Genomic DNA, 13,504 nt, shown 5'->3' on the forward strand with positions numbered 1-13,504 from the left:
GATGTTATATCCACTTTTTGATTATTTGGACAAAGTGCTTGATATCCCCGGAACAGGGGTGTTTAGATTTATCTCATTCCGAGCTGGAATGGCAGCGCTTTTTTCTTTGATCATCACCATCTCTTTTGGTCACAAAATCATTGCTTGGATCAGAAATAAGCAGATCGGGGAGACAGTAAGAGATCTAGGTTTAGAAGGCGAAAAGCAGAAAAAAGGCACACCGACGATGGGGGGCTTGATGATCATGGCTGCGATATTGATTCCGACTTTGCTTTTCGCAGATCTGAATAACATCTACATCATTCTTTTGCTGATCACTACGGTCTGGTTGGGAGCAATTGGCTTTGTAGATGATTACATCAAGGTTTTCAAGAAAAACAAAGAAGGTCTCGCCGGTAGATTTAAGATCATCGGTCAGATTGGCATCGGGATTATCGTGGGTTCCACACTTTATTTCAATGAAAGCGTAGTAATCCGTGAGTTTACCAACCCGGTTTCCATAGAAGAAGGTGTAGTAGAAACGCCAACGTACAGAGATGTGAAAGTGGCTAAAACCACCATTCCTTTTACCAAAAACAATGAGCTGAATTACGAGACTTTGCTTGGCTTCATGGGTGAGGCAATGACTCCGATTCTGTACATTTTCGTCGTGACTTTCATCATTACCGCGGTTTCCAACGGTGCTAATATCACAGATGGTATCGATGGATTGGCAGCAGGAACCTCCGCTATTATCGGATTGACGATTGCGATTTTCGCCTACCTAAGTGGTAATGCGATTTTCTCATCCTACCTCAATATCATGTACATCCCCAATTCAGGTGAGCTGGTGATTTTTGCCTCGGCATTCATCGGAGCTTGTGTGGGTTTCCTATGGTACAATGCTTATCCGGCTCAGGTTTTCATGGGCGACACTGGCAGCTTGATGTTAGGTGGAGTAATTGCTGTTTTGGCGTTGACCCTTCGCAAGGAATTGCTGATTCCAGTAATGTGCGGAGTCTTCGTAATCGAAAATGTAAGTGTGATGCTCCAAGTGGGCTATTTCAAATACACGAAGAAAAAATTTGGGGAAGGGAGAAGAATCTTTTTGATGTCTCCGCTACACCATCATTACCAAAAGAAAAATATCCCAGAGGCCAAAATCGTAACCCGATTCTGGATTGTGGGGATTCTTTTGGCGGTAATCACTTTGGCAACATTGAAACTTAGATAATAGAAATGCAACGATTAGTCATTCTGGGTGCAGGAGAAAGCGGATTGGGAGCAGCAATGCTAGCCAAGCGGGAAGGCTATGTCGTGTTTGTATCTGATGCAGGCAAAATTTCAGAAGCTAGAAAAGCTGAAATGCAGCGTTTAGAAATTCCATTTGAGGAAGGAATGCATACGGAAGAAGAAATTCTATCTGCTGATCTGATTATCAAAAGTTCAGGTATTCCTACAAAAGTTGCAATCGTTCAAAATGCGCTAAAGGCCAAGATTCAGGTAATAGATGAATTGGAGTTTGCCAGCAGATATAGTAAGGGCAAGGTGATCGCGATCACTGGAACGAATGGTAAAACCACTACAACTTTGCTCACCTACCACTTGATGAAAGAAGCAGGTTTGGATGTGGGATTAGCTGGTAATGTAGGGAGAAGCTGGGGCATCTCAGTTATTAGAAGGAGACCGTGAATGGTGGGTGATCGAATGCAGTAGCTTCCAGATTGATGGATTTGTAGACTTCAAGCCTTCTGTAGCCATTCTTACCAACATCACTCCAGATCACTTAGATCGATACGAGTATCAGATTGATAAATACATAGATTCCAAATTTGGAATCTTCAAGAATATGAGTGCAAATGATCAGGCAATTCTCTTTGCTGAGGATTTCTTGACTATGGAAGGATTGAAAAATAATCCTATTCAGCCGACTCAAAACTGGATTTCACTAGAAAGTGCCCAATCAAGTGGGGGGTATTTCAATGGGTCTTCCCTGGAAATAAATGTAGTTGGACATTCAGCAACAATTCCGCTGAATGTTCTTCCTATACAAGGCAAGCATAACATGCTGAATGCACTTTGTGCTGGTTCGGCAGCCTTAATCGCTGGATTGGATGAGGTGGCTATTATAGCTGGGATTCAGACTTTCAAAAATGCGCCACACCGAATGGAGCAAATCCGCGAAATAGATGGAGTGAAGTTTATCAACGACAGTAAAGGCACCAACGTGGAAGCTACGGCTTATGCTTTGGCTAGTTACGACAACCCATTGATCTGGATCGCTGGGGGTGTTGACAAAGGGAATAATTACGCAGTCATTTCACCAGTAGTGGCTGAAAAGGTAAAGTCTCTGATTTGCCTTGGAAAGGATAATGAGAAGCTGAAAACAGCTTTTGGCTCGACAGTGCCTGATGTCCGTGAGACCCAGGATATTTCTGAAGCAGTGAAGTGGGGACAAGTGCTTGGTGAGCCGGGAGATATCGTATTGCTTTCACCTGCTTGTGCAAGTTTCGACTTGTTCAAAAATTATGAAGACCGCGGCAATCAATTCCGCGCGGCAGTAGAAAACCTTAAACCAAAAGCCATCGCATGAGTGAGTTTAAAGCATGGATAGATAGAAATTTCAAAGGCGACCCAATTATTTGGGGCATTGTCATTCTATTGTCGCTTTTCAGCATTCTCGTTGTGTATTCTGCTACGGGCTCTTTGGCTTATAAGTATGCTGGTGGAAACACTGAGTATCTTGATCAGACATTCCATGTTGATTTTTGTGTCACTTGTAGTGATGTGGTTTGCTCATAAAGTTCCTTATAGAAAGTATGCAGTCTATGCTCGATTGGGAGTGATTATCTCCATTCCTCTTTTGTTGGTGACGTACTTGTTTGGATCGAATATCAACGAGGCAAATCGCTGGATAACTATTCCGGTAATAAATCAGGCATTTCAGCCATCGGATTTGGCAAAACTAGCCTTGATAGCTTCCATCGCTGGAATGCTGGCAAGACGTCAAAACAATATCAAAGACTTTAAGAGCACATTTGTTCCTATCATTATTGCGATAGGATTGATCAGTGGATTGATCGCTATGGCAAATTTCTCCACTGCAATTCTACTCTTGATTACCTGTTTGCTAATCATGTTCATTGGAAGAGTTCCTGTGAAATATTTGGCGATGGTTTTAATGGTGGGAGCATTGGGATTGACAGCTGCTGGCTTCATAGGACAAAGAGGAGCGACGCTTGTTTCCAGAGTTCAGGACTTTATGAACGAGGACGAAATTCCATTTCAGGCTGAGCAATCATATATAGCAATCGCCACTGGAGGGATCGGCGGGAAAGGCCCAGGAAATTCTGAGCAGAGAAACTCACTCCCTCATCCTTATTCGGATTTTATCTACGCCATCATCATTGAGGAGTATGGATTGATCGGAGGATTTTCCGTGCTCTTCCTATACCTCGCGCTGCTTTATAGAGGCATGCGTATCGTGGCAAATTCTAATAAAGCATTTGGTGGATTGCTATCTGCGGGATTGAGTTTCGCATTGGTGATTCAGGCATTGGTAAATATGGCAGTGGCCGTCGGGTTGGGGCCGATTACAGGTTTGCCACTTCCTCTGCTAAGCATGGGAGGAACATCCTTGGTGTTCACTGGTATTTCGCTAGGGATTATCCTTTCGGTAAGCCGTGGTGATCATCAAGACGAATCCCAGACTAGCTCAGCCACTGGAAATAGAACAAGACTTAAAACAGCATAATTATTAACGCACAACGCACATATCGCATTTTGATCAGTGGTGGAGGTACCGGAGGACATATCTATCCGGCGATCGCTATTGCACATGCCTGGATGGAAAAATATCCTGCCAGCGAGATCTTATTTGTGGGTGCATTGGGCAAAATGGAAATGCAGAAAGTCCCTGAGGCTGGATACAAAATCAAAGGACTTCCAGTGGCTGGTTTGCAAAGAAGCTTGTCTCTGGAGAACCTGAAGTTTCCTTTCAAACTATTGAAAAGTCTGACTCAAGCTTCCAAGATCATTGCCGATTTTAATCCTGATGCAGTAGTAGGAGTAGGTGGCTACGCAAGTGGGCCGGTGCTTTATGCTGCGCAAAGAAAGGGTATTCCTACGCTGGTACAGGAGCAAAACTCTTATGCTGGTTTGACTAATAAAATTTTGGCTAAACGAGCCAAAAAGATCTGTGTCGCTTATCCTGAAATGGATCGCTTTTTCCCAGCTGACAGAATTGCCTACACAGGAAACCCTGTTCGCAAGGACATTCTTGATCTATCAGGAAAAAGAGAAAAAGCGCTTGCTCATTTCGGGTTAGACCCTGCCAAGAAAACACTTCTCGTTTTGGGTGGCTCACTTGGAGCTAGAACGCTAAATAATGCAGTGTTAGCAGATATGCAAAAACTGGAAGAAGAAGGCTATCAGGTGCTTTGGCAATGTGGCAAATTCTATTTCCAGGAAATGAAAACGAAGCTGGCCGATTCTGGACTGGCGACTATTCACTTGAATGAATTTATCCGCGAGATGGATTTGGCGTATGCCGCTGCGGATGTGATCGTGTCTAGAGCTGGCGCATTGTCGGTTTCAGAACTTTCCCTAGTAGGCAAACCAGTGATTTTCATCCCGTCTCCAAATGTGGCCGAAGACCATCAGACCAAAAATGCAATGGCTTATGTAAGCCACGATGCAGCCTTGCTTTTGAAGGATTCAGAGGCTGTAGGCGCTTTGGAACAAGAAGTAACCAAACTGATGAAGGACAGCGCGCTGTCTGAAGCATTAGGGAATAATATTAAGAATCTGGCTAAGCCGAATGCGGCAAATGCCATAGTGGAAGAAGTAGAACAATTGATTGCATGAGTTTCGAAGGAATAAATAGCGTCCATTTGATCGGTATAGGTGGCATAGGCATGAGTGCTTTGGCTCGCTGGTTCCGCCATGAAGGATATGCTGTGTCCGGCTATGACCGTACGCCTTCCCCGCTTACGGATGAATTGGTCGTCGAAGGAATGCAAATTTCTTTCGAAGACAAACTAGAGACTATCCCTGGTCTTCGTGCTCGGGAATCCTGAGAAATCCCTGATTATTTGGACCCCAGCAATGCCGAAGGAAAGTGTTCAGTTGAATTACTTCAGAGATAATGGCTTCCAATTGAAGAAGAGATCCGAAGTGCTTGGCATGGTGACTAGATCGTATTATGCGATTGCGGTAGCTGGCACACACGGCAAAACAACCACTTCTTCTATGATCGCTCACATGCTGAAATCCGCCAAGAAACCTGTAGTTGCGTTTCTTGGGGGAATCACTCAGAACTATCAAAGCAACCTGATTTTAGGAGGGAAAAAGTCTAAGGAACCAACCTTGGTAGTTGTGGAGGCAGATGAGTTTGATAGATCTTTTCTCAGACTTCATCCGAATGAGATTGTATTAACGAGTGCTGATTCAGATCATTTGGATATCTATGGAGATGAGCAGCACATCTTGGATGGATTCTTAGAGTTTGTCAATCTGCTAGATAAAAAAGGTAGACTTTACATTCAGCAGCAAGCTGGGCAGAGACTTGGAGAAGGAAAACTTCCTAAAGTTGCTACTCGAGAATATGGGTTGAGATCTTCAGGAATAAGTGCAGAAAATATTCAAGCTAGGCCGGGGTCATTTGTCTTTGACTATGTTGATGGCAAGCAGGAGATAAAAGGCTTGGAGTTATTCATTCCAGGTTTTCACAATGTGGAAAATGCTTTGGCAGCTATTGCAATTGCGCTCGATCATCAAATCTCTGAAGAGCAAATCAGAAAAGGAATCAGCTCCTTCAAAGGAGTAAAACGAAGATTTGAGATTCATGTGAATGAAGGAAATCATGTCTTCATAGATGACTATGCACATCATCCTGAAGAGATCAGGGCATGTCTAAGTTCTGTGAGGGCAATGTTTCCTACTAAGAAGTTGACCGTGGTTTTCCAACCGCATTTGTTCACTAGAACTAGAGATTTTGCCGAAGGCTTTGCAGAAAGTCTATCCTTGGCAGACTCGGTGATTTTGTTGGATATATATCCGGCTAGGGAGCTCCCTATTGAGGGGATTACCTCTGCAATGCTACTTGAAGGCATTAATACAGGTCATAAAGAATTGGTGTCCAAGGAGAATTTAATGAGTCATTTAGATCAAGCTTCTCCGGAAGTTTTGGTGACACTTGGGGCTGGCGATATTGATCGTCTAGTGCCAGGAATTGCAGCTTGGATGAAAGAAAGGCTTAATCGATACGCGATATGAAGAGAGCCAACATAAAGAAAATCGTAGCCTTTGTGGTGCTCAGTCTGGTGCTGGTGGGTTTTATAGGGTTTGTGGAAAAGCAGACTCTGTATAAAACTTTCCAAGGTACTGAGCTTGACATCAAAGGCGTGAGTGGTGTCTATTTCGTGGAGGATGCTGAAATCACAAAAATCCTTAATGAAGCCTTTCCTCAATTGAAAGCAGGGTTGATGTTGGAAGAAGTACCGATGAAGGCGATTGAAGCGAGGTTGCTAGGGCATCCATTTGTCAAGTCTGCAGAAGCGATGCTGGGTCAGAAGGGAATTTTGAATTTGAAGATCAGCCAGCATCAGCCAATTGCCAGAATTGCGCAGCCAATGGGAGCGGATGGCTACATCACTACTGAGGGCAAAGTGATTCCTACTTCCACTTCATACACCAGTAGAGTGTTGATTTTGGAAGGCGATTATGCAGAAATGCTGATGGATAAGGGAGAAATCACAACGGATATGCCTGAGTTGATGGATTTGATCACATTCATTACGGAAGATGAGTTTTGGAATGCTCAGATCACCGAATTGGAATTGAATTCGAGAGATGATATCCGCCTGTATCAGCAGGTAGGAAGGCAGATCATCGAGTTTGGTGATGCACATGATATAGAGAATAAGTTTGACCGGATATCGGTTTTTTATAAGGAAATATTGCCCCGCAAGGGGTGGAACGCTTACAACCGTGTTAGCGTGAAGTTTAAGGATCAAATAGTCTGTGAATAATAGCTTGGATATGGAAAACAAAGAATTAATAGTAGGACTGGACATTGGGACAACCAAGATCTGTGTCATCGTAGGTCGCAAGAATGAGTATGGCAAACTCGAAGTTTTAGGCATGGGCAAAGCCGTTTCTGACGGAGTTGATCGTGGTGTAGTGACCAATATTGACAAGACTGTCCATGCGATTGAGAAAGCGGTTGAAGAAGCTTCTGAAATGGCGAATGTTGATATCGCGGATGTCATTGTTGGGATTGCAGGTCAACATATTCAAAGCAAGATTCAGAGTGGTAGCATTATGCGTCAGCCGACGGATGATGAGATCACCATAGAGGATGTGCGCAGACTTTCCAGTGAGATGGAAAACATCCTTATTCCTCCTGAAAATACAATTATACACGTGATGCCACAGGATTATACTGTGGATTACGAAGGTGGTATCAAAGATCCTGTAGGAATGTCCGGTACTCGTTTGGAAGCTGATTTCCATATAATCACTGCCCAGACTACCGCGATAAATAACATTAACAGATGTGTACGTAGAGCAGATTTAGTTTCCAAGCAACTAATTCTGGAGCCGTTGGCAAGTTCACTTTCTGTGTTGAGTGATGATGAGAAAGAAGCAGGCGTTTGCCTGGGAGATATAGGAGGCGGAACTACAGACATCGCCATTTTCTACGAAAATATTATCCGTCACACGGCTGTGATTCCTTTGGGTGGAAATATCATTACTAAGGATATCAAAGAAGGCTGCATGGTGATGCAAAATCAGGCTGAGCTGTTGAAAACAAAATTTGGCAAAGCCATCACAGAAGAGGCAAATCCAAACGAAATCGTCTCGATACCTGGCTTGAGAAATAGAGCTCCAAAAGAGATCTCTATCCGAAATCTAGCTTCCATCATTCAGGCAAGAATGGAGGAAATCATAGAGATCGTGCAGAATGAGATCATGCAAAGTGGACACTACAAGAAACTGGCTGGAGGAATTGTCCTTACAGGTGGTGGCTCTCAATTACAATTTATCAGTCAGCTATTCGAATACATGACTGGCCTTGATACTAGAATCGGCTATCCAAATGAGCATTTGGGTAAATCAGTAATTGAGGAAGTGAAGAGTCCAATGTATGCTACTTCAGTAGGACTTGTGCTTGCTGGTTTCAAAGCACTGGATGATAGAGATCAAGGCTACACTAACCGCACAGCAAACGGAAAACACATAAAGAGACCAAAAACAATGGACATCAGTCCAAAAGATATTTTCGATAAAATCGCGGGAAGACTGAAAGGAATTCTAAGCGATGATATCGGCGACGATATTAACTACTAGGGCTTATGATTGGGGGAGATTGCTGGTGCTGCCGACAATTTCCCTATTTAAAAAACCACTAATACAACCATAGAAAATTCACCAATAAATATAAATATGTCAGATAACATGAAAGATTACAGATTTGATTTACACAAAAACCCAAAGTCAATTATAAAAGTAATTGGCGTAGGTGGAGGCGGTTCTAATGCCGTAAACCACATGTTTGGCCTAGGGATTAAGGACGTTGAGTTTGTGGTAGTCAATACCGATGCTCAGGCGCTTAAGTCTAGCCCGGTTCCGCTTAGATTGCAATTAGGTGCCAATTTGACCGAAGGTCTAGGTGCGGGTGCAAATCCTGAGCAAGGAAAAAATGCAGCAATAGAATCAGAGGATGAGATCCGTGAGCTATTGGCTGACAATACCAAAATGGTATTTATCACAGCTGGAATGGGTGGAGGCACCGGTACTGGTGCGGCACCTGTAGTAGCTAGAATTGCAAAAGAATTGAATATCCTGACTGTGGGTATTGTTACCGCACCATTCATGTTCGAAGGAAAGAAGAAAATGAATGTAGCTCAGGCAGGTATCGAAGCGCTTCGCGAGAATTGTGATACTGTACTGGTTATTTTGAATGATAAACTGAGAGAGATCTATGGTAATCTTGCCATCAGAACTGCTTTCAGCAAAGCGGATGATATACTTTCTACCGCTGCAAGATCTATCGCTGAGATTATCACTGTTCATCAGGATGTCAACGTGGATTTTGAAGATGTGAAGACAGTAATGAAAGACGCTGGTGCTGCGGTGATGGGATCTTCTACCGAGGAAGGTGAAGGACGTGCAATCCGTGCAGCCGGTGCTGCCATTTCTTCTCCATTGTTGAACAACGTGGACATCAAAGGAGCTGAGAAAATCTTGCTTTCTATCATGTCCGGTGAAGATGAGGAATTGTCAATGGACGAATTGAGCGAAATCACTGAATACATCCAAGAGAAAGCTGGCGACAATGCTGAGGTGATCTTCGGTCAAGGTATTGATCCGGAATTGGGCAAAGCTATCCGTGTGACTGTAATTGCTACAGGTTTCCAAATGGACAGATTGGCTGGTACGAAAAGAGAAGAAACTGCTAAGGCTATTGCTGCACCATCTCCTGCTCCTGCTCCTGCTCCAGTTGCAAAAACTCAGGTAGAAGAAATCGAAGAAGAGAAAACAGTAATCAATTTAGATTCAGGAAAATCTGAGAAAGTTAAGGAAGAGCCAGTTGCTAACGGATCTACTTTTGTGTTCTCTATGCCAAAAACTCCTGCTCCTACACCAACTCCAGCGCCGGAAGTGAAGCCAGTTGCTGAAACTCCAAAGAGAGAAGAGCCAGTTGAAGCGCCTAAGCCAGCTCCAAAGAAAGAAAGCTTATTTTCTTTTATGAAAAAGGAGGAAGTGAAAGCTGAAGCTCCAAAGCCTGCGCAGGAGAAAATCGTCCATGATCTTTTCGAAGAAGAAGACGAGAAAAATACTGTACAAGAGCCTAAGAAAGAGGAGCCTGCTACTCCAGCTTTTGCAAATGATTACTATGAGCAAATGAAGCAGAAGGCGATTCAGAGAGCTCACGAGCGTTTTGAAAAGCTAAAAGGTAACCGTGCATTCAATCCAACTCCGGAAGAATTGAAGGAAAAAATGGAAGTGCCTGCTTATCAGCGTAAAAATGTAGTATTGAATGAGCCTCAGCATAGCTCAGAGCCAAGCATCAGTAAGTACAACTTGAGCGATGACAATGAGATTCTAGGAAATAATAGATTCCTGCACGATAATGTGGACTAAGTCCTAAAATTCAAGCAGCATGTCTGCCCGGGTTTGCAGCAAGTCCAAGTACAACCTGTTGGTGAGCAGGTTATCTGACATATTTTGCTCTATTTTAGCGAGTTTCGGCTTAAGAGCAAGGACATGCATACCCAGATAATGGAAGATGTCGGTAAGGTGGCTCATTGCGATGCCACCGCCGCCTATTCCAGATGAAATACCCACCAAAGCACACTTTTTATTCCTAAATGTATTAGGGTAGGTCATCCCGTCGATAAAGGTTTTTAGGATTCCCGGAAAAGAACCGTTGTATTCAGGAACGATGAACACAAACTTTTTCCCACCCACTAGCTGATCGTGGAATTCATTATACAAGTCATGCTTCCCGTTGTTTTCATACAATGCATTCTCAATAAAATCTCCAGGTAAGTTTTCCAATTCAAGAATTTCCGATTGCTCTCCTCTTTCTTTTAAAATAGCTTGATAAAGCTCAGCGATGGTTTTTGAAACAGAATTCTTGCGGTTGGTTCCTACGATTATCTTGATCATTGCATGTTTTTTATGAAAGCAATACACTCTTGCCCCTGCAAAAGTTCGAAGCTGAGCCGTAATTTCTATATTTAGGGCTGGCAAAATATACCATATGAACTACCTAAATCAAATATCCGAAGCAGCATCTTTTATCCAATCACAGTATTCTCAGGAAGTATCTATTGCAATAATTCTAGGAACAGGACTTGGACATTTGGGTGATCAAATTAACGTGGAAAAAGAAATCGACTATGCTGATATCCCTAATTTCCCGCTGTCTACAGTGGAAAGTCATTCTGGGAAATTGATTTTTGGAGAGCTTTCTGGGAAAAAAGTAATGGCAATGAAAGGGCGTTTTCATTACTATGAAGGCTATTCCATGCAGGAGGTTACTTTTCCAGTGAGAGTGATGAAAAAGCTAGGGATAAAAACACTTTTAGTTTCAAATGCCAGTGGAGGACTTAATCCAGAGCAGGAAGTAGGGGATGTAATGCTGATTCGAGATCACATTGATTTGTTTCCGGAGAGCCCACTTCGTGGAAAGCATTATGATGAATTTGGCCCAAGATTTCCGGATATGAGTGATGCCTATTCACAGAATTTGACTGCTATTGCATTGGGTTTTTCCAAAGCAAATAAATTTCGGGTTCACACGGGTGTGTATGTCGGAGTGCAAGGTCCAAACTTGGAAACTCCTGCAGAATACAAATACCTCAGAGGATTGGGCGCAGATGCGGTGGGAATGAGTACGGTGCCCGAGGTGATCGTAGCTCGACAGGCTGGAATTGAAGTTTTTGGAATTTCTGCGATTACAGATCTAGGAGTAGAGGGAAAAATCAAGAAAATCACACTCGCCGAAGTACTTGCTGCTGCTTCGATTGCAGAGCCCGTGATGGCGGAGATCATCAAAGAAGTGGTGAGGCAGATGGATTGAGGTATCCGTTGTCCTGCTTCTCCAGAAGCTGGACCGTATGGTTTTAGTTAAGTGCTATTTCGCTCTTTCAGAGCTTGTGGAAATAGCTAATTTTCAACATTACCCAGCTCTATAGGCTGGGCTAGGTTGTTTAGGGCTTTCAGCCCTTTTTTCCTTAGCTAAATAATATGTCCACTGTGCACTTCTAGGTGGACCAAGGTTAATTTTTCATTTAAAAAAAATGTGCCTCTGGGTCTTGTCGGGAGGACTCACAGCAATAAAACCTTCGAGGTTCAAAAAAAACCTCAAAGGTTTACCACTCTAAGGCCGTGCCGCCCCGAGAGTTAACTACCAACTTGTCGGCTTATAATCTTTCAAGAACTTCCCGTTCCAATGCTTCCCCGTATTGATGCCATCAAATAGCGGATCCATCACTCTTGCCGCACCATCGACGATGTCCAACGGAGGCTGGAAGTCATGTAAATCTTGCTTTCGCTTCGCCAATTCAGCCGGATCCTCATCTGTTACCCAACCAGTGTCTACGGCGTTGGTGTAGATCCCAAATTTCGGTAGCTCAGCGGCAGAAGTTAGTGTCATCATATTCAAGGCAGCCTTTGCCATATTGGTGTGAGGATGTCGGGCTTCCTTGTGGAATTGGTGGAATTTCCCTTCCATCGCCGATACATTGATGATATGTTTTTTACCCGTATTATCCTTCTTCATGATATTTACCAGGCGATTGCATAGCACAAACGGAGCAACAGAATTTACGAGCTGAACTTCTAGCATTTCGTTCGTGTGGATTTCTCCCAACTTCAATCTCCAGCTGTTTGTCTTTCGCAAATCCACTTGCTGCAAATCAGCGTCAAGCTTCCCAATTGGGAAAATCTCCTCAGAACTTAAGGAATCATCTATGCTGTATGGGATTTGTGTCAGCTGAGCAGAGGAAGTTAAGCCAATTCCTAGTTGTTTTCCATGCCAGGAAACAGGCAGATTTTTGTTTTCTCCATCTGCAAATTTCTGACTGAGAATGCGAATCTCTTGCAAACATGCATGATGATCGGAAAGTAGCTTTTGCGAAGCTGAAGAAAGATCCGTCCAAGGCAAAGACTCGTTCTCCATCAAATGCTGGTAAAAGCCTGATGGTCGGCGCACGGTCTGAGCGGCATTGTTGATCAGCACATCCAAGCGATCATATTTCTGCTCTATGTAATTACAAAAAATCTCCACACTAGGAATATGTCTCAAATCCAAGCCATGAATGTGAAGCCTGTCTCCCCATTCCTTAAAATCAGGTTCTTTGGCAAAACGTAAAGCTGAGTCCACCGGAAACCGAGTTGTGGCAATGACAGTTGCTCCCGCTCTCAGCATCATCAGCGTAATGTGGTAGCCGATTTTCAATCGAGATCCAGTCACCAGTGCAACTTGGCCTTTCAGATCTGCCGTTTGAAAACGCTTGGCATAATTGAAATCCCCGCAACTTGAGCACATGGTATCGTAGAAATGATGCAATCTGTCAAAGGATTCCTTGCAGACGTAGCATTCCCGAGGTGATTCAAGAATAATAGCTTCTTCTGCTTCTTTGCCAGTCAAATCTAACATGGTTGGTGCTATGAAAATCGAAGCTTCACGGGCAGAACGGATACCAGTGGTCTTTCTGGCAGATTTGTCTTTGTCTGCAATTTTCTTTCGTTGAATCTTCTTTGCTCCTTTTTTTCGCTCAGCAAGTTCCTCTTTGCTTGGTCTGGAAAATCGTCCTGCAGCCATTAAGAGCGCAAGTCTAGTTTCCGCTGGAATATCAAAAATCTGGTCCGTATCTGCATTCAACCCTTCCAGCACTGCAATGGCTTGTGTGATTTGTTCTGGTGTGATTTTCACTGAGGTTACAGATGCTGGTTCTTTTTCCATGATAGTTAAATACAAGGGCGCAAAAGTAAAGATTTTAAAAATGGA

At 43.4% G+C, this 13,504-nt stretch carries 12 protein-coding genes and 1 pseudogene; 11 read left to right on the top strand and 2 right to left on the bottom strand.

All coding sequences use genetic code 11. The annotated features are described in order from the left end of the window. Window position 1: 1 nt before the first annotated feature. From mraY to ftsZ, 10 genes and pseudogenes are all read left to right on the top strand, one after another. A complete protein-coding gene (gene mraY / locus AC0L6R_RS12730) occupies window positions 2-1,213 on the top strand; it encodes a phospho-N-acetylmuramoyl-pentapeptide-transferase (protein ID WP_283414753.1) in 1,212 nt (403 codons plus the stop codon). A gap of 5 nt (window positions 1,214-1,218) precedes the next feature. Then, the gene (locus AC0L6R_RS12735; RefSeq protein ID WP_473271543.1) at window positions 1,219-1,671 is read left to right on the top strand and encodes a Mur ligase family protein; all 453 of its coding nucleotides are present in this window, start codon (window positions 1,219-1,221) and stop codon (window positions 1,669-1,671) included. Between the two features lie 7 nt (window positions 1,672-1,678). Further along, entirely contained in the window at window positions 1,679-2,572 is an 894-nt protein-coding gene (gene murD / locus AC0L6R_RS12740; RefSeq protein ID WP_473271544.1) for a UDP-N-acetylmuramoyl-L-alanine--D-glutamate ligase, read from the top strand. Then, window positions 2,569-3,733 (top strand): annotated as a pseudogene (locus tag AC0L6R_RS12745) (FtsW/RodA/SpoVE family cell cycle protein). The gene murD and the pseudogene AC0L6R_RS12745 overlap by 4 nt, the downstream one beginning before the upstream one ends. A 29-nt stretch (window positions 3,734-3,762) precedes the next feature. Further along, window positions 3,763-4,845 (top strand): undecaprenyldiphospho-muramoylpentapeptide beta-N-acetylglucosaminyltransferase, encoded by a 1,083-nt coding sequence (gene murG / locus AC0L6R_RS12750; protein WP_283414750.1) that lies wholly within the window; start codon window positions 3,763-3,765, stop codon window positions 4,843-4,845. Then, window positions 4,842-5,057, top strand: a complete 216-nt coding sequence (locus AC0L6R_RS12755; RefSeq protein ID WP_473271545.1) for a Mur ligase domain-containing protein — start codon at window positions 4,842-4,844, stop codon at window positions 5,055-5,057. Before murG ends, AC0L6R_RS12755 begins: the two co-directional genes overlap by 4 nt. Next, the gene (locus AC0L6R_RS12760; protein WP_473271546.1) at window positions 5,041-6,255 is read left to right on the top strand and encodes a UDP-N-acetylmuramate--L-alanine ligase; all 1,215 of its coding nucleotides are present in this window, start codon (window positions 5,041-5,043) and stop codon (window positions 6,253-6,255) included. The genes AC0L6R_RS12755 and AC0L6R_RS12760 overlap by 17 nt, the downstream gene beginning before the upstream one ends. Next, the gene (locus AC0L6R_RS12765) at window positions 6,252-7,010 is read left to right on the top strand and encodes a cell division protein FtsQ/DivIB (protein ID WP_473271547.1); all 759 of its coding nucleotides are present in this window, start codon (window positions 6,252-6,254) and stop codon (window positions 7,008-7,010) included. Before AC0L6R_RS12760 ends, AC0L6R_RS12765 begins: the two co-directional genes overlap by 4 nt. A 10-nt stretch (window positions 7,011-7,020) precedes the next feature. Then, window positions 7,021-8,331, top strand: coding sequence for a cell division protein FtsA (gene ftsA / locus AC0L6R_RS12770; protein WP_473271548.1), 1,311 nt, complete (start codon window positions 7,021-7,023; stop codon window positions 8,329-8,331). A gap of 96 nt (window positions 8,332-8,427) precedes the next feature. Further along, window positions 8,428-10,128: a cell division protein FtsZ gene (ftsZ, locus tag AC0L6R_RS12775; protein WP_473271549.1), complete on the top strand. Its 1,701-nt coding sequence runs from the start codon at window positions 8,428-8,430 to the stop codon at window positions 10,126-10,128. 3 nt (window positions 10,129-10,131) lie between these two features. Here the strand turns inward: ftsZ and AC0L6R_RS12780 are convergent, their stop codons facing one another. Next, entirely contained in the window at window positions 10,132-10,656 is a 525-nt protein-coding gene (locus AC0L6R_RS12780; RefSeq protein ID WP_473271550.1) for an NADPH-dependent FMN reductase, read from the bottom strand. Window positions 10,657-10,750: 94 nt separating this feature from the next. Between AC0L6R_RS12780 and AC0L6R_RS12785 the strand changes: the two genes are divergently transcribed. Then, window positions 10,751-11,572, top strand: a complete 822-nt coding sequence (locus tag AC0L6R_RS12785) for a purine-nucleoside phosphorylase (RefSeq protein WP_473271551.1) — start codon at window positions 10,751-10,753, stop codon at window positions 11,570-11,572. A gap of 327 nt (window positions 11,573-11,899) precedes the next feature. On the opposite strand, the gene AC0L6R_RS12790 is transcribed toward AC0L6R_RS12785, so the two are convergent. After that, the gene (locus tag AC0L6R_RS12790) at window positions 11,900-13,459 is read right to left on the bottom strand and encodes an SDR family NAD(P)-dependent oxidoreductase (RefSeq protein WP_473271552.1); all 1,560 of its coding nucleotides are present in this window, start codon (window positions 13,457-13,459) and stop codon (window positions 11,900-11,902) included. Window positions 13,460-13,504 lie beyond the last annotated feature (45 nt).

Source organism: Algoriphagus sp. 10J20-15, from assembly GCF_055809615.1.